General features: G+C 33.4%; 25 protein-coding genes. 23 read left to right on the top strand and 2 right to left on the bottom strand.

The features are described from left to right. Positions 1-59: 59 nt before the first annotated feature. The 8 genes from FYJ80_RS06135 to FYJ80_RS06100 all read left to right on the top strand — a co-directional run bounded on the left by FYJ80_RS06135 (position 60) and on the right by FYJ80_RS06100 (position 7,535). Positions 60-1,460 carry an enolase C-terminal domain-like protein gene (locus tag FYJ80_RS06135; RefSeq protein WP_154425326.1) on the top strand — a complete coding sequence of 467 codons (1,401 nt, stop codon included), beginning with the start codon at positions 60-62 and terminating at the stop codon, positions 1,458-1,460. After that, positions 1,460-2,269, top strand: a complete 810-nt coding sequence (locus tag FYJ80_RS06130; RefSeq protein ID WP_154425325.1) for an ABC transporter permease — start codon at positions 1,460-1,462, stop codon at positions 2,267-2,269. Before FYJ80_RS06135 ends, FYJ80_RS06130 begins: the two co-directional genes overlap by 1 nt. Beyond that, the gene (locus FYJ80_RS06125; protein WP_154425324.1) at positions 2,269-3,081 is read left to right on the top strand and encodes an ABC transporter permease; all 813 of its coding nucleotides are present in this window, start codon (positions 2,269-2,271) and stop codon (positions 3,079-3,081) included. The genes FYJ80_RS06130 and FYJ80_RS06125 overlap by 1 nt, the downstream gene beginning before the upstream one ends. A gap of 42 nt (positions 3,082-3,123) precedes the next feature. Further along, entirely contained in the window at positions 3,124-4,155 is a 1,032-nt protein-coding gene (locus FYJ80_RS06120; protein ID WP_154425323.1) for an ABC transporter substrate-binding protein, read from the top strand. A gap of 91 nt (positions 4,156-4,246) precedes the next feature. Then, a complete protein-coding gene (locus tag FYJ80_RS06115) occupies positions 4,247-5,011 on the top strand; it encodes an ABC transporter ATP-binding protein (protein ID WP_154425322.1) in 765 nt (254 codons plus the stop codon). A 4-nt stretch (positions 5,012-5,015) separates the two neighbouring features. Further along, positions 5,016-6,044, top strand: a complete 1,029-nt coding sequence (locus FYJ80_RS06110; protein ID WP_206360994.1) for a Gfo/Idh/MocA family protein — start codon at positions 5,016-5,018, stop codon at positions 6,042-6,044. After that, positions 6,041-6,796: a creatininase family protein gene (locus FYJ80_RS06105; RefSeq protein WP_154425320.1), complete on the top strand. Its 756-nt coding sequence runs from the start codon at positions 6,041-6,043 to the stop codon at positions 6,794-6,796. The genes FYJ80_RS06110 and FYJ80_RS06105 overlap by 4 nt, the downstream gene beginning before the upstream one ends. Before the next feature lie 7 nt (positions 6,797-6,803). Beyond that, entirely contained in the window at positions 6,804-7,535 is a 732-nt protein-coding gene (locus FYJ80_RS06100; protein ID WP_154425319.1) for a sulfite exporter TauE/SafE family protein, read from the top strand. A 33-nt stretch (positions 7,536-7,568) separates the two neighbouring features. Here FYJ80_RS06100 and FYJ80_RS06095 read toward each other — a convergent pair whose 3' ends face one another. After that, positions 7,569-8,318 (bottom strand): 6-phosphogluconolactonase, encoded by a 750-nt coding sequence (locus FYJ80_RS06095; protein WP_154425318.1) that lies wholly within the window; start codon positions 8,316-8,318, stop codon positions 7,569-7,571. Between the two features lie 123 nt (positions 8,319-8,441). On the opposite strand from FYJ80_RS06095, the gene FYJ80_RS06090 reads away from it, so the two are divergent. From FYJ80_RS06090 to FYJ80_RS06055, 8 genes are all read left to right on the top strand, one after another. Next, entirely contained in the window at positions 8,442-9,119 is a 678-nt protein-coding gene (locus tag FYJ80_RS06090) for a GntR family transcriptional regulator (protein ID WP_154425317.1), read from the top strand. After that, the gene (nagA, locus tag FYJ80_RS06085) at positions 9,100-10,263 is read left to right on the top strand and encodes an N-acetylglucosamine-6-phosphate deacetylase (RefSeq protein ID WP_154425316.1); all 1,164 of its coding nucleotides are present in this window, start codon (positions 9,100-9,102) and stop codon (positions 10,261-10,263) included. The genes FYJ80_RS06090 and nagA overlap by 20 nt, the downstream gene beginning before the upstream one ends. A 167-nt stretch (positions 10,264-10,430) precedes the next feature. Further along, the gene (locus FYJ80_RS06080) at positions 10,431-11,450 is read left to right on the top strand and encodes a tripartite tricarboxylate transporter substrate binding protein (protein ID WP_154425315.1); all 1,020 of its coding nucleotides are present in this window, start codon (positions 10,431-10,433) and stop codon (positions 11,448-11,450) included. Positions 11,451-11,512: 62 nt separating this feature from the next. Continuing rightward, positions 11,513-12,028, top strand: coding sequence for a tripartite tricarboxylate transporter TctB family protein (locus FYJ80_RS06075; protein WP_206360992.1), 516 nt, complete (start codon positions 11,513-11,515; stop codon positions 12,026-12,028). Positions 12,029-12,042: 14 nt separating this feature from the next. Further along, positions 12,043-13,548, top strand: coding sequence for a tripartite tricarboxylate transporter permease (locus FYJ80_RS06070; RefSeq protein ID WP_154425313.1), 1,506 nt, complete (start codon positions 12,043-12,045; stop codon positions 13,546-13,548). A 13-nt stretch (positions 13,549-13,561) separates the two neighbouring features. Next, complete coding sequence (locus FYJ80_RS06065; RefSeq protein ID WP_154425312.1) at positions 13,562-14,374, top strand: sugar phosphate isomerase/epimerase family protein; 813 nt, start codon at positions 13,562-13,564, stop codon at positions 14,372-14,374. A gap of 1 nt (position 14,375) precedes the next feature. Next, positions 14,376-15,167, top strand: coding sequence for a sugar phosphate isomerase/epimerase family protein (locus FYJ80_RS06060; RefSeq protein ID WP_154425311.1), 792 nt, complete (start codon positions 14,376-14,378; stop codon positions 15,165-15,167). A 130-nt stretch (positions 15,168-15,297) separates the two neighbouring features. Next, positions 15,298-15,978 (top strand): ATP-binding protein, encoded by a 681-nt coding sequence (locus FYJ80_RS06055; protein WP_154425310.1) that lies wholly within the window; start codon positions 15,298-15,300, stop codon positions 15,976-15,978. A gap of 32 nt (positions 15,979-16,010) precedes the next feature. On the opposite strand, the gene FYJ80_RS06050 is transcribed toward FYJ80_RS06055, so the two are convergent. Continuing rightward, a complete protein-coding gene (locus FYJ80_RS06050; protein WP_154425309.1) occupies positions 16,011-16,403 on the bottom strand; it encodes a pyridoxamine 5'-phosphate oxidase family protein in 393 nt (130 codons plus the stop codon). 98 nt (positions 16,404-16,501) lie between these two features. On the opposite strand from FYJ80_RS06050, the gene FYJ80_RS06045 reads away from it, so the two are divergent. The 7 genes from FYJ80_RS06045 to istA all read left to right on the top strand — a co-directional run bounded on the left by FYJ80_RS06045 (position 16,502) and on the right by istA (position 21,384). Next, positions 16,502-17,002, top strand: a complete 501-nt coding sequence (locus FYJ80_RS06045; RefSeq protein ID WP_154425308.1) for a helix-turn-helix domain-containing protein — start codon at positions 16,502-16,504, stop codon at positions 17,000-17,002. Further along, the gene (locus tag FYJ80_RS06040; RefSeq protein ID WP_154425307.1) at positions 16,999-17,394 is read left to right on the top strand and encodes a hypothetical protein; all 396 of its coding nucleotides are present in this window, start codon (positions 16,999-17,001) and stop codon (positions 17,392-17,394) included. Before FYJ80_RS06045 ends, FYJ80_RS06040 begins: the two co-directional genes overlap by 4 nt. Then, complete coding sequence (locus FYJ80_RS06035) at positions 17,395-17,736, top strand: CPBP family glutamic-type intramembrane protease (RefSeq protein WP_328596761.1); 342 nt, start codon at positions 17,395-17,397, stop codon at positions 17,734-17,736. A gap of 179 nt (positions 17,737-17,915) precedes the next feature. Continuing rightward, positions 17,916-18,482, top strand: coding sequence for a 6-carboxytetrahydropterin synthase (locus tag FYJ80_RS06030; protein ID WP_154425305.1), 567 nt, complete (start codon positions 17,916-17,918; stop codon positions 18,480-18,482). A 165-nt stretch (positions 18,483-18,647) separates the two neighbouring features. Then, complete coding sequence (locus tag FYJ80_RS12055; RefSeq protein ID WP_206360991.1) at positions 18,648-18,782, top strand: helix-turn-helix transcriptional regulator; 135 nt, start codon at positions 18,648-18,650, stop codon at positions 18,780-18,782. Between the two features lie 82 nt (positions 18,783-18,864). Beyond that, positions 18,865-20,013, top strand: a complete 1,149-nt coding sequence (locus tag FYJ80_RS06025) for an RNA-guided endonuclease InsQ/TnpB family protein (protein ID WP_206360990.1) — start codon at positions 18,865-18,867, stop codon at positions 20,011-20,013. Between the two features lie 99 nt (positions 20,014-20,112). After that, positions 20,113-21,384: an IS21 family transposase gene (istA, locus tag FYJ80_RS06020; protein ID WP_154425303.1), complete on the top strand. Its 1,272-nt coding sequence runs from the start codon at positions 20,113-20,115 to the stop codon at positions 21,382-21,384. The last annotated feature ends 118 nt before the right edge of the window (positions 21,385-21,502 follow it).

Genomic DNA, 21,502 nt, shown 5'->3' with positions numbered 1-21,502 from the left:
TAATTTTAGTTGACAAACTAGAAAAGGCGATAGAATAATTAAATTAAAGGATTATTTCTATGAAAACAGACATAAAAATTTTGAATGCGTCTATTGTAATTACTTCACACGATAATAGAGTTCCTTTGAAATTTGGACATGAGATTACCTATGCAAGTAAATATTGCAGAGCTACTATTACTGTTCAAAACATGGATGGGGTTTGCTCCGTAGGAGTAGGAGAAACTCCTATTGCTGTAGCATGGACATGGCCTTCAGAATTAAGTTTTTCTGAAAGAGAAGAAAGAATGGTTGAGTTTTGTAATATGCTTTGTGAATGCTGGAACTCAATTTCCTATACTGGACACCCAATGGAAATAGGCTACAAATTTATTCAAAATGAATTACATGAACTTCTAAATAAGGAAAATGAATTACATAAGGGAAAAGAGCAGATGCCATATCTTTCTGCACTAGTATGTAATTCTCTGTTTGATATAGCTATATATGATGCATTTGGTAATCTTAATAAAATTGGTGCTTTTGATTGTTTTACACCTCAATACATGAACCACGATTTAGCTTGGTATTACACAATTGATATAGAGGATGAAAAACAAAAAGAAGAATATTTAAGGATATTTGGTGGTAAATATCCATGTGATTATTTTGTAAAAAATATACCAAATACTTTACCTGTATGGCATCTAGTTGGAGGTACTGACCCACTTGAAGAGAGTGATTTGAAAGGTAATGAACCAAATGATGGTATTCCTGTTTTGTTAAGAGATTGGATAAAAGAAGATGGATTAAATTGTTTAAAAATTAAGTTAAGAGGTAATGATGAACCTTGGGATTATGAAAGAATAGTAAAAGTTGGTCTCATAGCAAATGAAATGGGAGTAGAACATTTGACTGCTGACTTTAATTGTACAGTTCATGATCCTGAATATGTAAATAGAATACTAGATAAGCTAAAAATAGAATATAAATCAATATGGGATAAAATATTATATATTGAACAGCCTTTTCCTTATGATATGGAAAAATATCCAATTGATGTGCATAGTTTATCACAAAGAAAATTGTTATTAATGGATGAGAGTGCTCACGATTGGCATTATGTAAAACTTGGTATTGATCTAGGCTGGACCGGTGTTGCATTGAAGACTTGCAAGACGATTACTGGTGCTGTACTAATGTTTTGTTTTGCTAAAGAATTCAATTTAGCAATAATGGTTCAAGATTTAACTAATCCTGGGTTAGCAATGATTCCTCATGCATCACTTGCAAGGTATGTAGGGACTATTATGGGTATAGAATCAAATGGACCACAGTATTGTCCTAATGCATCAATAGCTGAAGCAAAAATTCATCCTGGATTATACAAACGTAGAAGTGGATGTATAGATTTAACAACTATTGGTCCCTATGGGTTTGGGTATCGATTAGATGAGATAGAATCAGAGGAGGTAAAATAGTGAGAATCCCTCCTTATAAAAAAATAATTTATGGTGTATTAGATTTTTTCAAAAAATATGGACTTACAATTCTAGCTGTTGTTTTATTGATTTTTATTTGGCAATTAGCAGTTGATGGATTTCATATAAAAAAATATGTGCTCCCTTCTCCAAAATTAGTTTTTAATAGTTTGTTTGGGCCTAATGCTGCTGCAAACCATTGGGGTAAGCATATCTTTACAACAATAACAGAGGTATTTGGTAGTTTTCTTTTAGTATTAGTATTAGGAGTTATATTAGCAATAATAATTTCTTGGAATCGTTGGTTAAATCGGCTATTAATGCCTGTTTTAGTTCTTTTCAATTCAATTCCAAAAATTGCATTAGCTCCATTATTCTTGCTTTGGTTAGGTTACGGAGTAAAAACTAACATATGGATTGCATTCTTTGTCGCATTTTTCCCTGTAGTAATAAATGCAACTACAGGAATGATGTCTGTTGATGATGATTTACTAGATTTAGTAAATTATTTAGATGCAAAGAAATATCAAGTTTTTCTAAAAATAAGGATTCCAGCTTCATTGCCGTATATTTTTAGTGGAATAAAGATATGTGCTACTAGTTGTGTTGTTGGATCTATTGTTGGAGAGTTCTGTGCAGCAAAAAGTGGTTTGGGATATTTGATGAGAGATGCCCAAGCTATGATAGATATGCCAACAATGTTTGCCTGTTTGTTTTTGCTTGCAATTATTGGGATGTGTTTATTCGGATTTATCACAATACTTGAAAATGTTTGCATGCCTTGGAAACTTGTAAGGAGTGAAAACTAATGAAATTAAAAAATAAAAAAGAAAATGTAAATCCTATTATTGCATTTATTGATAAATACCAAACTATTTTTTCATTATTATTATTCTTTCTAACCTGGGAAGTATTATGTAGAGTATTTCATGTAAATGAAGCCTTTTTATGTACACCATCAAGTGCACTTAAGCATTTATTTCTAAAGCAACCAGATGCAGAATATCATTGGTTTATCAATATTAAAGCAACAATGACAGAATTTATTCTAGGTTTTTCTATTACTGCTATACTAGGAGTATTTATTTCGGTTTGCTTAATTTGGTCAAAGACACTACAAAAAATGGTTATGCCGATCTTTGTTTTTTTTCAAAGCATGCCAAACATAGCAATTATTCCTATTCTACTTATTTGGATTGGATATGGGCTAAAGACAAATATTGTTATAGCGTTTATTGCTTCATTTTTCCCAATGGTAGTAAATACTATGGCGGGTTTAAATAGTGTAGATGAAGATTTGTTAGATTTAGTTCGTTATCTAAAAGCTTCAAAGCTTAAAGTTTTTTTAAAGATTCGTTTGCCGATGGCTTTACCATACATTTTTTCTTCATTAAAAATATGTACTTCATTAAGTGTAATGGGTGTTATTGTTGGAGAATTATATGCATCGGATAAAGGTCTTGGCTATGTAATAGCAAACTCACAAAAGTATATGGACACTCCACCAATGTTCGCTTCATTGATTGTAATGTCAATGCTAGCTTGGGGAATGTATGTTCTAGTTACTATTTTAGAAAGAGTTTGCATGCCTTGGAAATTTGTTAAAAAAATTGATGATTAGTCATCATAAAAGTAGGTAAAAATGAACTAAAGGAGGTTCAAAATGAAGAAAATATTAGTTTTCTTAGTTGTTGTCATTTCTGCTATGGCAATGTTATTTGCACAGGGAGCAAATGAGTCTCAGAGCAAAGAATCCCAAAAAGGAGTCGAAAAATTTGATCTTCTTCTAAACTGGACTATTGCAGCTGACCATGCACCTTATTATGTTGGTATAAAAAATGGTTGGTATGAAGAAGCTGGAATTGATTTAAATGTTATCATTGGGCAAGGATCTGGATATTCTGCTCAAATGGTAGATGCTGGAAAATGTGATGTTGCGATTTGCGATGCTCCTGTAGCTTTTAAATTTAGAAACCAAGGTGCAGAGGTAAAGCTTATTGGTATTATTTTTGATAAACATCCAAATTCGATGTACTATTATTTAGATACAGGTATGAAGAGTCCGGCAGATGTAGCAGGAAAAACAGTAGCAGTTCCTCCTACGGATGGACACAAAGTAATGTGGCCTGCATTTGCTTCAATGATAGGAGTAGATCCAAATAGTGTTGATTTTGTTAATATAGATTCAACTGCAAAAGTATCAGCTCTCGCATCAAGAAATGCAGATGTCGTATTTGAACTTCTAACAGGCTATCCAAATTTTGAAGCTGCAATGGATACTTCTTTAATTGGAAACTTTTTATGGGCTGACTATGGGTTTGAATGTTATGCACACTCATATATTGCATCTGATAAAACATGTAAGGAAAAAGGTGATTTAATAGCAAAATTCTTGGATGTAACTTATCGTGCATGGGAATGGTCAATAATGCACCCAGAAGAAGCAATAGATATTTTGGCTGAGTACCAACCAATTAATAAAGAAGCACTTGTAAAATCTCTTTATATTGAGCAGTCATTTATTCTTACTCAGAGATATAAGGATCATGGAATTGGCTGGATTGATCCAGAAGGAATTAAGGCTACATATAACTTAGTAAATAATTATCAAGAGAAGCTTACTTATCCTGTAAGTGATATCTATGATGATTCTTTCTTACCAAAAGTACCTTATACAAATATCATAGTTAAGTAATCGCGATCGGGTGTCTATTGACACCTGATTACAAGACAGCTTCAAACTTTGAAACTGTCTTGTAATCAAAAGGAAAATAGAAGGATAAATTATGAGCGAAAAGGATGTTCTGCTTTCAATTCAAAAATTAAGAAAGGTTTATAAAACAAGAAATGGAGAACTTGAAGCTATAGGTCAAGTTTCATTCGATGTTAAAAATCAAGAGTTTGTTTCAATTGTAGGACCTTCAGGATGTGGAAAATCGACTCTGTTAAGAATTGTTGCGGGCTTACTTGACAAGACTGAGGGTGAAATAATTGTTGATAAATCAAAGTTTAATCCTGATAAAGAAGTTGGGTTTGTTTTCCAAAAAGCTCTTCTTCTTGACTGGAGAAAGATTATCGATAATGTATTGCTTCCTATAGAAATACTAAAATTAGATAAGAAAAAATATACTAATAGAGCAATGGAACTTTTAGATATGGTTGGATTAAAAGGATTTGAAAATAGATATCCAAATGAATTATCAGGTGGTATGCAACAAAGAGTTTCTATTGCAAGAGCTTTGATTCATGACCCTAAATTGATTCTCATGGATGAACCTTTTGGAGCCCTAGATGCAATTACTCGTGAAAAAATGAATTTAGAGCTAATGAGAATATGGAGTGAATCTCAAAAAACAGTTTTATTTATAACTCACGAAATAGCAGAAGCAGTATTTCTCTCTGATAGAGTAATTGTTCTTTCAGCTAGACCATCACGCCAGGTTGGTTCTTTTGATATAGATTTGCCAAGGCCAAGAAATATAGAATTAAAAACTACTTCAGAATTTAATAAATATGTAATTGATGTCTATAAAACTTTGGAGGTTCAGTAAAATTATGGATGATAAAGGGAGACTGGGAGTAGGAATTCACGGTACAGGAAGTGTTGCAATACAACATGTTGCAGGTTTTATTGCAAATCCAAATACTTATATTGCAGGTGTTTGTGGGCGTTCTGAAGATAGTACCTCTAGATTTGTGCATCAGCATTGTCCTAATGCAAAGATTTACACTAATTTAGAAGATATGCTTAATGATGTTGAAGTTGATATTGTTACTGAATGTATGCCAAATTATCTGCATGCTAAGGATGCTATTTTAACACTTGCTGCTGATAAACACATATTGTTGGAAAAACCTGTTGGTATAACTTATGAAGAAACAGATGCATTATATGATGCAGCAAAAAAAAGTAGTAAGAAAAGTGTGGTAAGTTTTGTTGGAAGGTGGGAACCTTTATTAATAAACCTTAAAAGACTTATTGAAGAAGATTCTATAGGAAATATTTTCTTTTGTGGATGTGATTATTGGCATGGAATAAAAAAATCATTTGCAAGCTATAATTGGATTAGGCAACAAAAGTTTGCTGGTGGTGCGATGATTACAGGTGGGTGTCATGCCGCAGATAATGCTCGATATTTGAATGGTGATATTACTGAAGTCTTTGCTTTTTCTACAAAATATAGAGAAGATTTTGATTATCCCACAACTTTAAGTGCATCTGTAAAGTTTAAAAACAATTCTGTGGGTAGATTATCTGCATGTCTTGATGGAATTAATTATCCATATCAAGCTAATATTGATGTCTTGGGATCTAAGGGAGCAATAAGGAATAATAGATTTTGGTCCAACAAGCTTTTCCCTATGCAGGAAAAATGGATTGATTTACCAATGCAAGGTCCTGATACAGGTACTGTATCATGTCATCCTTTTAATAGTGAAATCAACGAATTTATAGATTCTATTTTGTATAATACCCCTGTTAAATCTGATATCTGTGATGGTGTAAAAACAATGGATGTTGTATTAGCAATTACAGAGTCTGCATTGATTGGAAAACCTGTAAGAGTAAAAGAGAGAATATGAATATTAGAGATATCACGTTTCTAACATCAGAAGAAGTAGTTGATGCACTTCAAAATAATAATGGAATTATTATACCTGTTGCTTCTATAGAACAATGTGGGAGGCATGGAACAACTGGGATTGATTATCACATAGCATCCTATTTAGCTCCTATTATTGCTGATAATTGTAATATGTGTTATGCCCCAGTGATTGCATATGGTGATACTCTTGAGATGGAAGATTTTAAAGGTACAGTTAATATTCCTACTAAAACCTTGTCGGATTTATATTATCATGTTGCACTTTCTTTTTTTAAAAGTTCAGCACAGAATATAGTCTTCTTGGTTACTCATTCATTGAATAGTAGATCTGTTGATTGTGCATGCCGAAAACTATATGCTGAGGGAGTCAATTGCGCTTTCGTTGATTTTTGGAAGGCATGTTCTCAAGTATCTTGTGATATTATAACGGATAAAGAATACGGAACAGGGCATGGCGCAGAACAAATCACAAGTGTTTCTCTGGCTATAAATTCAAAATTGATTGATTTAAGCAAAGCTCTAAACGAACAACCTATAGAAGATATTAAATTAAAAGTTAAGCATTTATATGGAGGAAGTAATGTATGCACTTCCTATAGTAATTTTCATTCATATTGTAAAAGTGGAAGTTGGGGAAATATACAAAATGCTTCTGAAGAAAAAGGAAAAATAATATTAGACCGTGCAATAAACTTAATTTCTAAAAATATAATTGAGGTCTTAAAATAAAAGAAATATGGTTGTGTATTTATTAATTGGATGTGTAGCCTTTTTAGGAGCAATAATTCAAACTACAATGGGGTTCGGTGGGGCTGTATTATTAATTAATGTAATGCCATTTTTCTTTCCTGTTACAAAGTCTGTAGCTTTAGTTCAAGGTAGTGTTATAATTATTAATATTGTATTTACAATAATATATTTTAAAAAGATTCGATGGGATGTACTATGGCCTGCATTAATTCCTGGCATAGGGTTAGGAGTTGTTTTTTCGATTATTTCAATATCAATAAAAGCAGAAATGATGATAATTCTTCTAGGATTATTATTTATCGTTCTTTCTATCTATTATTTAATTGTTGTAAACCATATTAACATAATCCCTAGCAAGATAAATGGCTTTTTGATGGGAGCATTCTCAGGTTTTACAAATGCCTTTTTTGGCTTGGCTGGTCCCCCTGTTGCTTTGTACTTAGTACCATCAATAAATGATAAAATAGAATACTTTGCATCTTCTCAAGTGTTTTTTTTACTGTCAAGTATCGCATGCATTTCTGTTAGATTATTGTCAGGTATATATGAAGCAAGTGATGTTCCTATTATTTTATACCTAATGATAATGTTTATTCTAGGATCACTTATCGGTATAAATCTATTGAGAAAAATAGAGGGATTCCTGCTTAAAAAGATTATTTATATTTTTATAGGATTAAATGGAATATATTTGATTGCTAAACAATTTTTGTTTTAGTCCTGCAGGTAAAAACTACAGGACCAAAATCATCTACAGTAAATTTCCTGCACAAGCTTCGTCTATATACATTTTAGCATCCTCATGTAGACGAAGAATAGAAGCAGGGCAGGTTTCTGAAATTTCACCTTTTAAGGTTTTGATTGTTGCCTCATGCTTCTTTTCTGTAGGTACTATACAGAATATATGATTGCTAGAAAAAAGCTTTGGTATTGTTAATGTTAAAGCTTCTTTAGGAACATCATCTATTGTTGCAAAGCATCCATCATGGACTTGTTGCATTCTACATGTTTCATCAAGCTTCACAATTTTTACACTCTTTTTATCTTTGAAATCTGCAACCCATGGATCATTAAAGGCTATGTGTCCATTTTCTCCTATACCCATAAATGTAATATCTATATTTATGTTTTTTAATAGAGAAGCATATCTTTTATCTTCATCTTTTTTTGAGCCATCTATTAAGTTTACACTTTTGAATGGGACCTTAGAAAAAATTGCATTTGAAAGAAAGTAGTTAAATGAGTTTTTATGCCCAATATTAAAACCAACATACTCATCCATATGGAATGCATTAATTCTATTCCATTCAATATTCCTTGTTACCAGCTCTGCAAGAAAATCATTTTGTGATGGAGCTGCCGCAAAGACACAGTTAATCTCTGATTTATTCTTTAGTAACTTATTTATACATATTTCAGCATCATCTGCAGCTTTTTTTCCCATTTCTTCTCTTGTTGGAAAGATAAATAAATTAATATTATCAAATTTTTTTTCTATCATTTTTCCTCCAATATTTAATAGATTAATAGGGGATTGTTTATTAAGTCAAGAAAATATTTATATATTAATAAAGAAAATATTTTTATTGAAATATAAATAATCTGTAATATAATTGTATACAATATGTGTACACAAAATAATTTAGTATTATATTCCTATAATAAAATAAAAGAAATGATCTTCACATATAAGATAGCACCTGGTGAAGTGCTATCTGATTATACTTTAAGTGGAAAACTGAATATTAGTAGAACTCCAATTAGACAAGCCTTGTTAATGCTATTATCTGATGGAATTGTTGAAAAAAGTAATTCAAGCTTTAATGTGGTTAAATTAGATAGACACTTTTTGGATTCTCTTTATGAGGCAAGATTATGTTTAGAACCTTATATTATCAAACATAATGAAAATATTGATTTAGAGAAGGCAGAAGAATTAATTAAGAAAGAAGAGAACTATATTAAAGGACAAAACTATGTAAATGCGCTTGATATAGACTTAGAGTTTCACAATTTGCTATTTGCGACATACGATAATTCAATATTATCTGCTAGCTATAAAAGTATTTATTCAAGAATGAAGTTAGCTAATGTAATATCATTAGCTAGCGTAAATAAAAAAGCAGCTGACGAATATAAGCAGATAATAAGTTCTCTTAAAGTAGGTGACAAAGAAAAAGCATCAAAGCTACTTACAAAGTCAATTAGTAAAGGATATACACAGAAAATAAAGGCTTTAGAGAAGTATGGAGCTTTAATTTTTGAAATGATTAGGGGGTACTATGAGAATAGCAATAAATAATGTATTTGCTGTACTAAAGGATAAGATAAGAAAATGCAATGTAATTATTGAAGACGGAATAATAAAAGAGCTATCAAATAGTATTGTTAGTGCTGATTGTGTCTTAGATGGAGAAGGAAAATATTTGTATCCTGGAGTTGTCGATCTTCATACACACGGAAGTGGTGGTTTTGATTACATGGATGGTAGCACTGAAGATATAATTTCAGCAGCTAAATCAGCTCTTACTCATGGTACAACAACTTTACTACCAACAACTCTTACATCATCAGATGAGGATTTGTTTTTATTTTTAGATAATTTTAGAAAAGTAAGTAGCTCTAAAGAAATACTTCCTAATATGCCTGGTGTACACCTTGAGGGGCCTTATTTTGACCCTATCCAAAAGGGAGCTCAAGATGAAAGATATATACGAACTCCCAATAAAAAAGATTATTCAAGGATATTAGAAAAGGGTGAAGGCATTATTAAACGTTGGTCAATTGCACCTGAATTAGATGGAGCAATTGGGCTGATGGATGAGCTTAATAAACAGAATATATTAATTTCTGCTGGACACACAGCTGCAACCTATGAAGATATAACAAAGGCTTTTGACCATGGCTTATCACTTTTAACTCATTTCTACTCTGGTATGAGCTCAATAACTCGTAAGGGAGGCTTTAGAATACTTGGTACAATTGAAGCGGGCTATTTAATAGACGATTTAAATGTTGAGATAATAGCTGATGGACTCCATCTACCTCCTTCTTTGCTAGACTTTATTTTTAGATTTAAAGATAAGAGAAAGATAATTACATGTTCTGATAGCATGAGAGCCGCAGGTTGTGGTGATGGGGAATCTATTTTGGGTCCTAAAAATAATGGTACAAAGGTAATTATTGAGGATAATATCGCAAAAATGCCAGATAGGTCATGCTTTGCAGGCTCTATTGCTACTGGAGATACCTTAGTAAGAACTCTAATTAATATCGTTGGCTTAACACCTTCTGAGGCTTCTTGTATTACATCTACTCAACCAGCATCACTTATTGGAATAGACAAAATTACGGGAGATATAAAGGAAGGGAAAAGAGCTGATTTAATATTATTTGATAAGGACTTCAATATTGATAAAGTTATTAAATGCGGAAAGATTGTTTAGAAATTAGGAATGATATGAATTAATATTAATTATCTATTTAAAAAATGATGGCATAATTTGATTGCTATTGTTAAAAAAATACCTATAAAGTAAAAAATAAGATATTAATAAAATTAGTTGACAAATTAAAAATCCGATAAAATAATGAAATAAAAAGGAGATAAAAAATGAAGAAAGTTATAGTTTCTCTTATCGCTGTATTAGTTATCTGTGCATCTGTATTCGCACAGGGTGCAAGTGAAAAGCCATTCCCAAGCAAGGATATGACACTTATTGTTCCATGGAATGCAGGTGGTTCATCAGACCTTATCGGAAGACTTCTTGTTGATGATATGTCAAAGACATTGGGTGTTAATATTAGTGTTGTAAATACTCCAGGTGCTACAGGTACAGTTGGTATGAATGATTGTCGCCTAAAACCACATGATGGATATACATTAATTGCTAATGCAACTCCACACTCACACGGTATTATGGGTCTTGCTGACTGGTCTCCAAAAGATTGGGATTATATGGCAGCTTACTATGTCCCATGTGTAATTGCTGTTTCAAAGAATAGCCCTTATAAGAGCTTTGAAGATCTCTATAAAGCTTTAAAAGATAATCCAGCTGGTACATTAAAGAATGGTGTAGCAGGTGTAGGTTCATCTGGTTACAATGCTGTAATGGTTCTTTCTGCTACTGATAAGACAATGGGTAAGGGAAAGAATATTAGCTATAGTGGTGGTGCTGCTGCAATTACAGCTCTTCTCGCTGGTGAAGTAGATTTCACATCACAGCTTTCAAATGAAATGATTGATCTTCTTAGATCTGGTGATTTAGTTGCATTATGTGCTTTAACAGAAGATGACCTCGTTCTTGATGGAGTAAGCTACACAGTTCCATCTATTAAGAACTATATTCCTGAACTCGCTTCATCTCTCCCAATTGGTGATGCATTTGGTTTGATGTTCCCATCTGATGTTCCTGAAGCAAATAAGAAGGTTCTTGAAGATGCATTTATTAAGGCATGTCAGTCTGAAAAAGCTAAGAACTTCTCAAATGAAAAGGGTATGATTCTTCTTCAGAATATGACTATTGAATCATCAAATAAGCTTAAGGATGATGCTGTAAGATCTATCGGTTATACATTGTATGATCTTGGTGAAGCTAAAAAGTCACCTGAAGTTTACGGATATTCTCGCTAATAAAAGAGAATGAGTTTAAGTAAATGCCAGGGATAATTCCCCTGGCATTATATGTAAATACTATGAGTGAAGAAAAAAAACGACCTGAAACACGATGTGGTTTAGATATTTTAGCCTCAGTGATTATTTTTGCAGTTTCTGTATATGTAATCATTATGAGCTTTGTATATTGGAAGGATGACTATGTTGATGAATTTTACTATTCATCAGGATTGATGCCTTTTATCATTGGTTCAGCTCTTTTGCTGATGTCAATAATTTACTTTTATCGAACAGTTAAAGAGCATTCTTTTTCTGTATGCTTAAAGGACTTAAAAAACTTTTCCTTAGAATTTGTAAAAAGTAAAAGTGTACATAAGTCTCTTGTAATTTTATTAATGTTCTTTATCTACATTTATTTTATGGTAGGTAAGCTTCCTTTTGCTATAGCAACTTTTATTGCATTATCAGCAATTCTAATATTTGTTAATTTTGAGAAATCTTGGAAAAGAATTTTAAAGATGGTTGTTATTTCTGCGTGTGCTACCGGTGCAATTATCTTAGTTTTCCAAGTAATATTTAAAGTTCCAATGCCTTAAGAGGAGGAGAAATTATGGATGTATTAGCATATATTGCAGAGGCTTTTAGTATCGCCCTTTCTCCAATGGGTATTCTAGCTTTAATTTTATCTGTATTTGTTGGTCTGTTATTTGGAATGCTCCCGGGCTTGACCTCTACAATGGCCGTAGCATTATTAACTGGATTGACATATAATTTTAGTGGCCCATTAGCTATATTGTCTTTATTAGCAATATATATTGGTGCTATCTCTGGTGGAAACCAATCAGCTATATTATTGAATATTCCTGGAACACCTGCATCAGCTGCTACAGCTATGGAAGGTCATCCTTTAGCAAAAAAAGGAAAAGCTGGACTTGCTATATTCGTAGCAACAGGTTCATCTTTCTTTGGTACATTAATTAGTATCATTTGTGTTGCATTCTTTACACCTATACTTACTAAATTTGCATTGAAATTCATGAGTCATGAAATGTTCTTACTTGCAGTATTTGGTATTGTAATTTGTGGAAACTTAACCTCAAATGGTGATCCTCTAAAGGGATGGATTAGTGGTTTTATTGGCCTATTAATGAGCCAAGTAGGACTTGAAACAATCTACTCATATAAGAGATTTACATTTGGTAATATGAATCTTTCAGCAGGTATTTCACTTCTTCCTGTAATGATTGGTATCTTTGGCTTCCCAGAGGTTATAAGAGCTATTTCTTCTAAAAAAACTGAGATGGTTACCAATTCTAAGTACAGTATTAAAGAGGGATTATCTATTTTAGGTAGAAACTGGTTTAATATTTTACGAAGTGGATTATTAGGAATGTCAATGGGAGCAATTCCTGGTGTAGGTGAAGATACTGGTGGCTGGATTTCATATTGGGCAGAAAAGAAAAGATCTAAGACTCCAGAGCTGTGGGGTAAGGGCTGTATTGATGGCGTTTGCTCTGCTGAAGCTGGAAATAATGCTGCAATTGGAGGTGCGATTATTCCTGTATTATCACTTGCGATACCTGGAAGTACATCTGCTGCAGTACTTCTTGCCGCATTCTGGATGCATGGATATAGACCTGGTCCAATGCTTATGAGTGATACTCCTGAGTTCTTGTATTATGTAATAATATTTATGTCATTGGCTTCTTGTATCATGTGGGTTTTAGCTATGGGTATTTCAAAATTCTCTGTTAAAGTTCTTTCTGTTGATGCAAAAATATTAATGCCAATAGTATTTATCTGTTGTGTAATCGGTTCTTTTGTAGTTTCAAATAGATTATTTGATATTAAGTTGATGTTTGTTTTTGGCTTATTAGGTATTGCTATGAGCTATATGCATTTCCCTGGAGCACCATTTCTACTAGGAATTATTCTAGGAAATACAGCGGATGAAAACCTTAGAAGAGCTTTAATACTTCATGATGGTAATCTTGGTATTTTCTTTACAAGACCAATTTCAATATTCTTTATGTTATTGATTGCTTACCTTATAATTTCTCAAACAAAGGTATATTCAAACTTAATGAATAGAAGACGTTTAGCAAAGAAAAAGTGATTAAGGAGGCTATATGTTTCATATTTCAGGTTTTGCAGATGAACTAGATCGAGATTTTGAGAAACAAATGTCAATTTGGCATGATATGGGCTTGAAATATTTTGAGCTCAGATCTGCATGGGGCATTAATGTTATGGAGCTATCTGATGATCATATAAAAAAGATAAAAGATATTTCCAGTCAATATGGTATCAAAGTCTCTTGTATAGGTTCTCCTATAGGAAAAACTTATATTGAAGATGATTTTTCATATGAGCTTAATAGACTTGATAGAGCTATTTTTCTTGCAAAATACTTTGGATGTTCTTTTGTTCGAGTATTCTCCTTTTATTCTAAAGGAAACATTTTAGAAAAAAGGGAAGAAGTATTTAAACGTCTTGCAAAGATGGCAGAAATTGCAAGAGAGAGTAATATTATTCTACTTCATGAGAATGAGCATGCAATTTATGGAGAGCTTAGTTTACAATCAAGAGAAATTGCGAAGGAGCTTAATTCACCTAATTTTGGACTAGTTTTTGATCCTGCTAATTATTCTGTAGCTGGTGAAGATGTTATTGAAGCTGAGAAGAATATGCATGATTACATTACATATATTCATGTAAAAGATTATTCTATCAAAGAAAAAATAATGAAGGTACCTGGAGAAGGAGACTCCAATATTAAGTATGTTTTTAATCAACATAGAGATAAAGATATGTTTATTTCTATGGAACCTCATCTTGATATTGCTGGTCAATTTGGGGGATCAACTTCACCTGATAAATATAGAATGGCAGTTGAGTCCGTTAAGAAAATGCTTAATGAGTTGAATATTAGTTGGGAATAATATGAGATATGGGTATTGCACGGGGTTTTCAACAACCCCGTTATTTCAATTAGGAACAGAGCTTTTAACATTAATTCGTTCTACAGGTTTTGATTATGTAGAGTATCCAATGATGAACTTTCTAAATTTATCTGATGAAGATTTTGATAAATTAATTGATCAAACAAGGAACGAAGGTTTAGTAGGTAATGTCGTTTGTAATTTTTTTCCAGGATTTATAAGATTAACAGGAAAGGATGCTGATCCTAATAAAATTATAAATTATCTTAATAATGTCCTTCCAAAGTGTTCAAAGCTGGGAATAAAGAAAATTGTTTTGGGTAGTGGTCCTGCAAGAGCATATGATGAGAATGAACAAACACATGAAGAGGCTTTTGATCAATTTGCATCAATTATCTCTAATGTTATTATCCCTGAATGTAAAAAATATGAAATAAAAGTTCTCATTGAACCTTTTGAAAGAAATAGCTGTAATCTAATAACTTCCGCATTAGAAGGTTTAGAGCTGGTAAAAAAAGTATCTTCTCCATACTTTTCTCTTATGGTTGATTTATTCCACATGATGTGTAATGACGAACCACTAGAAAGCTTAAATGAATGCTATCCATTTATAGAGCATGTTCACATTGCTGGTGATAATAGAAGAGTTTTAGAAAGTGGTGATACTTATATATTCAAAGGAGTAAAAATATTAAAAAAACTTGGATACAATAAGACAATTTCCTTTGAAACGCATCTTCCGACTAATGATGATGAGCTTTCAAGAATATTGAGGGATATAAAAGGGTTATAAAATAATTAATATCAATTAAAATGCTATCACAAATATTAAGAGGGCAGTTGTCTACAATTTTTGAGTAGCTAAAAACAGATATACTTTTTCCTACTAAACTATTATATTTTGTTTTGCGATAGGAGATTTTATGCTTAGAAAAATTATCAAGATTGATCAAACAAAGTGTAATGGATGTGGTGCTTGCGCATCAGCTTGCCATGAGGGTGCTATCGAGATGGTAAATGGAAAGGCACAGCTTACTCGTGAAGATTATTGTGATGGCTTTGGTGACTGTCTACCTGCATGTCCTGTTGATGCTATTACTTTTGAAATGAGAGAGGCTCCTGCCTATAACGAAGAAGCAGTGCTTGCATCAAAAGCGAAAAAAAGCTTCGTATGTCCAGGCTCTAGAGTAAAAGCTATTAATAAAAAAGAGGTATCTTGTGAGCCTATTATTAAATGTGTTAGTGAGCTTACTTCATGGCCTGTTCAAATAAAGCTTGTTCCTGTTAATGCTCCATATTTTAATGGTGCTAAGCTTCTTGTTGCTGCCGATTGCACAGCATTTGCATATGCTTCCATACACCAAGATTTTATTAAAGATCATATAACATTAATTGGATGTCCAAAGCTCGATAATATCGATTACGCAGAAAAGCTAACTCAAATTATAAAAAATAATAATATTGTAAATATCTCAGTACTACGCATGGAGGTACCATGCTGTGGTGGCTTAGAAAATGCAGTAAAAAGAGCTTTAAAGGAAAGCGGAAAAGTAATTCCATGGAGTGTAACTATAGTTACTACCGATGGCTCTTTAATAAAATAAATGCTTTGGGCAGATAAGCTCTGCCCTAAAGCTTATAGCTTAATTACCTTAGGCTGGGAAGTGAAGCTATAAATTGTTGCAACACCATCCTCAAAATATAAAACCTGAGTGTTGTTATCATCCTCATTGTACATACCACGAAGGTTAGGGTAGTTATCAAGCATATGCTTTTTTGCTTCTCTTGAATCATCATTTACAAGCTTACCAGAAACTCTAACCCAAACACCATCTTGAAATGCACATAGCTCTGCATTTGGATTTTTCTCAATTTGCTTTGATACATCCTTTTTCTTACCAGTTTGAATATATAGCTTTCCATTATATAAATCGACTGTACCAAATGGTCTTACCCTTGGCTTATCACCATCTACTGTAGCAAGATAATAAGTTCCAATTTTCTTAAGTAATTCAAATACTTCTTCCATTGTTTTCTCCTATCAAATTTATAATATACAAATTTAAATAAACGAAAAGGTTTTTCTTATTTGTTGATTGTTATCAAAAATGATAATAATATAAAGCAATGAGTAAAGAAAGAATTAAATTTAGTATGAAGCCTGTCAGTCAAAGAATTTTGACAGCTATATATTCTGCTGGGACAATTACTACAAAGAGCTTAGCTGAAGTCCTCTCTGATATCCCACAAGCATCGCTTTATAGGTATGTTCGTGATTTAATAAAGGTCGGTGCTTTAGAGGTCGTATCTGAGGAGCAAAAGAGAGGTGGCTTTGAGAGAACTGTTAAGCTGGCAAAAGCTCCTGAGGGTAGTATTGATGAAATCGATACAGCATTAATGTGTATTAAAGGCTCCTTTACTCGCTACTTTGAAAAGGACAGTGCAGATCCTTATAAAGATCTATTAACAATATCAGGTGTGCATCTTGTTTTAAGTGATGAAGAGTTTTCATCACTACTAGCTCAGATTAACAAATTAATAGAAGCAAATATGAATAAAGAGATGAATAAGAATAGAAAAAATAGAGAGCTCTATATTATTTCAGCACCAGTAGAGGAGAGAGTATGAAGAAAGCAATTTTATTTTCAATAGTAATGGCAATTATAGGAGCTATTGGTGGATATTTAATTGGTATGTATACATTTTCATATTATACAAATGATATGAGAGCTCTAATATTAGAGCAGGTTGGTACTAAGGAACAGTTTTACCTCCTTACTATGGCTCAAAGTGCAATATATGCTCTCTTTACAGCCTTTACAGGATATTTGATGTCTACAAGATTAGGTCTTATGAGGAAGCTAACCTTTGAAAAGGAAAGCTTAAAGAGAGTTTGTATTCAAGTATCAGCTTTAGGAATATTATTTTTCCTCGATGCTCCTATCTTTGGGTATCTAATTCCTGAAGTTGCGAAGGAATATGATAAAGGAATTACTTTACCATATTTTTTAGGCTCCTAAATATATGGTGGAATAATTGAAGAGGTCTTACTCAGACTCTTCTTTATGACATTAATAGCATTTATAGTAAGTCTTATCCAAAGGAAGAAAAATGTTAGTAATAGAGTGTTAATGACTGCAAATATAATAGCAGCAATAGTTTTTTCTGCGGGACATCTTCCTACAACGATATCACTATTTGGACATTTAAATTTCTTAATAGTATTTAGATGCTTCTTCCTTAATGGCTTATTTGGCTTTGTATTTGGCTATTACTACATTAAATATGGAATTCAATATTCAATGCTAGCTCATGCAGGGCTACATTTTGTTTCAAAAATACTATTAATGCTATTCTATTAAATAGTGCTAAATATAAAGCTAATGTTTTAACAATAGATCATGAAGCATTTATATAAAATAAAATGAATTATTTACATAAAAAAAATAAGAATCCTCTGCTTATTCTTTTTTTATTGACAGTAAAAAATGATAGTGTTATATTTAACTTATTAGGAATGATTCCTAATAAGGAGGAGATAATGAGAAGTATTACAACTATTCAATTGCAGTATGCTCACAGATTCTATGGCTTTAGAGGTGAGGCTCAGTACCTACATGGACACTCTGGTGTTTTAACTATTGAAGTTGAAGATAGTGTTAATCCTGGAGTAAACATGGCATTCCCATGTAATGAAATCCAGAAAACAGCGTGGGATGTTCTTAAGAACTTTGACCATGCTCTTATTCTAAGAGAGGATGATCCTCTTCTTCCTGCTATTCTTGATGTATATGAAAAACAGGGTATTAGAAATGGCCACCCACAAAACACTATGAAGGGAGAGGCTTTTAAGACAGAGCTAGCTACTGCTTATCCTGATTGCAGATTAGTTGTAACAAAGGAAACTATGACAGTAGAGGGAATGATTAAGATCGTTTATGACCTTCTAAAGGATAAACTTAATATTGCTAAGATTACATTTACTAGTGGTGTTAATGCTGCATCTCAAGAGTATGAAGTAACAAAATCTATGGACAGATGTCCACTTTGCGGAATTGCTCTTAATGAAGAGGGTGTATGTCCAAAGTGCGGATATAAGAAGAGATAAAAATTAAATTCATTATCTAAGCTACTGTGATTAAAAGCAGTAGCTTTTTTTATTGTTTAAATAAGTATAACCTCCACTATAATTAATAAATCGACAAATATGTGCAAGATAAATCGAGATACCTGCTAAGTGACATTGTATCTTGTAGCTTTGAGGAGTAATAAATTGGAGTGGATGAAGCTAATTGGTGATTGCATTAACTACATTGAGGACAATATAAAAGAGGATATTAATGCAAGTGTTATCGCAAAAGAATTGAATATTTCTACTTTTTATCTTCAAAAGGGTTTTACAAATTAACCGCCGAGAAAGCTCACGCGCCTTGTCCGTGAGATGAAAGGCGGTAATGCATAATGCCATAAAAATGTGCTATAATGATGTCATGCGGACACTGACAGTAAAACTGTATGGCAGCGATGACTTCGGATACCTTAGTGATATGATAAATATCGCCGGGATCATATACAACACGGCACTGACAATCATACAGGACCACTATACCGAAACAGGGAAGCTTTTGGATAAATATGAACTCCAGAAACAGCTCCGTGGTCTTCGCAACGAGGATGAAAACCACCACTGGCGTTATGTGGGAAGCCAGGCAGTACAGGAGATAACCGACAGGATATACAGGGCGTACAAGCTGTTTTTCACTAACAGGGAGAAGGGAGTCAAATGTTCGCCACCGCGACGTCGCAAGGTCAAAAAGTACAAAAGCGTCACCTACAAACAGGCGGGATACAGATTCCTTACTGGCGGACGCATAAGCATAAACGGACACATCTACAGATACTGGGACTCCTATGACGGACTCTTGGAACGGATCAAAATCAAGACCGTAACGGTAAAGCGCAACATACTCAGAGAGTTTTTCGTCTACGTCACCACCGACAGCCCCGTCACCATGCTTGAAACCAGGGACGGGCGCGGTGAGGTCGGCATGGACTTCGGACTCAAGACGTTTCTTTCGCTGTCGGACGGCAGTGTGATCAGATCCCCGGAGTTTTTCAGACAGGGAGTAAACGAAGTCCGAAAAGCCAGCCGTGCCCTGAGCCGTAAGGTGATGGGGAGCAACGGATACGAGTGTGCACTGAAGGCACTGTACCGCAGGCACCAAGATATCGCCAACAGGAGAAGGGACTGGTTCTGGAAGCTAAGCCACGAACTCTGTTCAAGGTACGGCGTCATAGCCATAGAAGACCTTAATATCAAGGGTATGGCGAGGATGTGGGGACGCAAGGTCCACGACTATGCGTTTTCAGAGTTTGTGGAAATCTTGGAGTGGAGTGCCCGAAAGTACGGGACCAGGGTCATCAGGATTGGACGGTACTACCCGTCGTCCCAAACCTGCTCCGTCTGCGGACATGTGTGGCCGAGCACCAAAGACCTCAGTGTCCGTAAGTGGACATGCCCGGAATGCGGGGTGTATCACGACAGGGACGTGAATGCTGCGGTGAACATATGTTGGAGTCGGCTAAAAAGGGACAGAAATAGTCAACTAAAAAGGAACAATTTAAAAGTAGTCAATTAAAAAGGGATAAAAAAAGTCAGTTAAAAAAGGAAAAGCATCTTAAGTAATTTTGATATAATCCAGCACATACAATCCATACTAAAAGTGCAAAGGAGTAATATGCAAAAAGACAAAGATGCTATTAACATTATAACTAATGAAATTGAAAAAATGAAGGCAGAAGGAATTGCTTTCAAAAAAGATGGAAAGCTTAACTTACCTGAAATTCAAAGAAGAACAAGTTTATCTCGTAAAAAAATCAAAAGGTTGTTGGAAAATGGCCTTGAGGTAAAACCACATGGGAATAGCCACAAAAAGGATAACCACTTAATTGCTGGAAAAGGTGAGCAAAGAGCTGTAGAACTTTTGAAACAAGGAGTAACTAACTCATCTGTAATATATGAGCAAATAAAAGAATTAGGTTATTTGGGTGGCCTAACAACAGTAAAAAACTTTATAAAAACTAATCAAAATCTAATACCAGCGAAACGCCTAATAATACAAAAACCACAAGGCAAGGTTAATCGTTATAGTACAGGTCCTGGAGAAATGTATCAAATGGATTGGGGTTTTGTTAATGTAATCGACAGCTTTGGAAAAGTGTGGAAATGTGCATGTTTTGCGATGGTTTGTCATCATTGCGGTTTTAGATTTATTGAGTTTTTCCCAAATGCAAAGCAAGAAAGCCTTTTTATAGGGATGATTCATGCCTTTATGGTAATGGGAGTACCTAAGATTATTCTTACGGATAATATGGCTAGTGTTTCAAGCCATAGAGATTGTAATGGAAATCCAATATTTAATAAGGAATATGACGATTTTCAAAATCTCTTAGGTGTAGAAACAAGACTTTGTAAGGTCAAGCATCCATGGACTAAAGGAGCAGTTGAAAGGTTAGTACAGTTTGTAAAAAATAATTTTATTCAAGGTAGAACATTCATCAATGTAAATGATCTAAACACTCAAGCACTAAATTGGTGTATGAAAGAAAATAGTCATTTACAAAAAGGTCTTGGAGTTATACCTGCTGAAATTCATAAAACAGAACCACTTATTGAATCTCCAGCAAAAGAATTAATAATGCCTTATCTTGCACCATCTAGAGCAATAACACTAGATGGTTTTGTTTATTACGAAGGACGCAGATATGGAGTTCCTTTTAGCTATAAACAAAAGAAAGCTCGCATTATGAGAAATTTAGATGATGTTTATATTCTTGATTTCGATTCTTATAGCGTGCTGGAGCAATACAAAGCAGATTGGTCCCTTAAACCTCATTATAGTGAATTTCAGTTTGAGCCCAAGATGCCAGAAGAACATCCAACAGTAGAAGTGAAATCTGTGATGCAAATATTACCACCTGATAATGATTTCGCATCTTTCGATTTTTAATGGAGTAAAATATGGAAGAAGTAATAAGTAAAAATGAATTAATAAAAGATAAGTTTAAACTTTTAGGTTTAGATTGCCCTACTGAGCTTATTGCTCAATGGGCAATTAAAGAACAAAT

The sequence above is a fragment of the Bullifex porci genome, from assembly GCF_009695635.1.
GTDB classification, from domain to species: Bacteria; Spirochaetota; Spirochaetia; order Sphaerochaetales; family Sphaerochaetaceae; genus Bullifex; species Bullifex porci.
Note: the sequence above shows the minus strand (reverse complement) of the source record. Positions and strands in the feature narration are given on the sequence as shown.

What these genes read in the sequence shown, in the direction of transcription:
- nagA (WP_154425316.1), top strand. Translation starts at nt 9,100, where the DNA reads ATGAGAATAGCAATAAATAATGTATTTGCTGTACTAAAGGATAAGATA.
- FYJ80_RS06060 (WP_154425311.1), top strand. Translation starts at nt 14,376, where the DNA reads ATGAGATATGGGTATTGCACGGGGTTTTCAACAACCCCGTTATTTCAA.
- FYJ80_RS06095 (WP_154425318.1), bottom strand. Translation starts at nt 8,318, where the DNA reads ATGATAGAAAAAAAATTTGATAATATTAATTTATTTATCTTTCCAACA.
- FYJ80_RS06100 (WP_154425319.1), top strand. Translation starts at nt 6,804, where the DNA reads ATGGTTGTGTATTTATTAATTGGATGTGTAGCCTTTTTAGGAGCAATA.
- FYJ80_RS06050 (WP_154425309.1), bottom strand. Translation starts at nt 16,403, where the DNA reads ATGGAAGAAGTATTTGAATTACTTAAGAAAATTGGAACTTATTATCTT.
- FYJ80_RS06025 (WP_206360990.1), top strand. Translation starts at nt 18,865, where the DNA reads ATGCGGACACTGACAGTAAAACTGTATGGCAGCGATGACTTCGGATAC.
- FYJ80_RS06125 (WP_154425324.1), top strand. Translation starts at nt 2,269, where the DNA reads ATGAAATTAAAAAATAAAAAAGAAAATGTAAATCCTATTATTGCATTT.
- FYJ80_RS06110 (WP_206360994.1), top strand. Translation starts at nt 5,016, where the DNA reads ATGGATGATAAAGGGAGACTGGGAGTAGGAATTCACGGTACAGGAAGT.
- FYJ80_RS06075 (WP_206360992.1), top strand. Translation starts at nt 11,513, where the DNA reads ATGAGTGAAGAAAAAAAACGACCTGAAACACGATGTGGTTTAGATATT.
- FYJ80_RS06070 (WP_154425313.1), top strand. Translation starts at nt 12,043, where the DNA reads ATGGATGTATTAGCATATATTGCAGAGGCTTTTAGTATCGCCCTTTCT.
- FYJ80_RS06120 (WP_154425323.1), top strand. Translation starts at nt 3,124, where the DNA reads ATGAAGAAAATATTAGTTTTCTTAGTTGTTGTCATTTCTGCTATGGCA.
- FYJ80_RS06105 (WP_154425320.1), top strand. Translation starts at nt 6,041, where the DNA reads ATGAATATTAGAGATATCACGTTTCTAACATCAGAAGAAGTAGTTGAT.
- FYJ80_RS06030 (WP_154425305.1), top strand. Translation starts at nt 17,916, where the DNA reads ATGAGAAGTATTACAACTATTCAATTGCAGTATGCTCACAGATTCTAT.
- istA (WP_154425303.1), top strand. Translation starts at nt 20,113, where the DNA reads ATGCAAAAAGACAAAGATGCTATTAACATTATAACTAATGAAATTGAA.
- FYJ80_RS06115 (WP_154425322.1), top strand. Translation starts at nt 4,247, where the DNA reads ATGAGCGAAAAGGATGTTCTGCTTTCAATTCAAAAATTAAGAAAGGTT.
- FYJ80_RS06135 (WP_154425326.1), top strand. Translation starts at nt 60, where the DNA reads ATGAAAACAGACATAAAAATTTTGAATGCGTCTATTGTAATTACTTCA.
- FYJ80_RS06065 (WP_154425312.1), top strand. Translation starts at nt 13,562, where the DNA reads ATGTTTCATATTTCAGGTTTTGCAGATGAACTAGATCGAGATTTTGAG.
- FYJ80_RS06055 (WP_154425310.1), top strand. Translation starts at nt 15,298, where the DNA reads ATGCTTAGAAAAATTATCAAGATTGATCAAACAAAGTGTAATGGATGT.
- FYJ80_RS06090 (WP_154425317.1), top strand. Translation starts at nt 8,442, where the DNA reads ATGTGTACACAAAATAATTTAGTATTATATTCCTATAATAAAATAAAA.
- FYJ80_RS06040 (WP_154425307.1), top strand. Translation starts at nt 16,999, where the DNA reads ATGAAGAAAGCAATTTTATTTTCAATAGTAATGGCAATTATAGGAGCT.
- FYJ80_RS06045 (WP_154425308.1), top strand. Translation starts at nt 16,502, where the DNA reads ATGAGTAAAGAAAGAATTAAATTTAGTATGAAGCCTGTCAGTCAAAGA.
- FYJ80_RS06080 (WP_154425315.1), top strand. Translation starts at nt 10,431, where the DNA reads ATGAAGAAAGTTATAGTTTCTCTTATCGCTGTATTAGTTATCTGTGCA.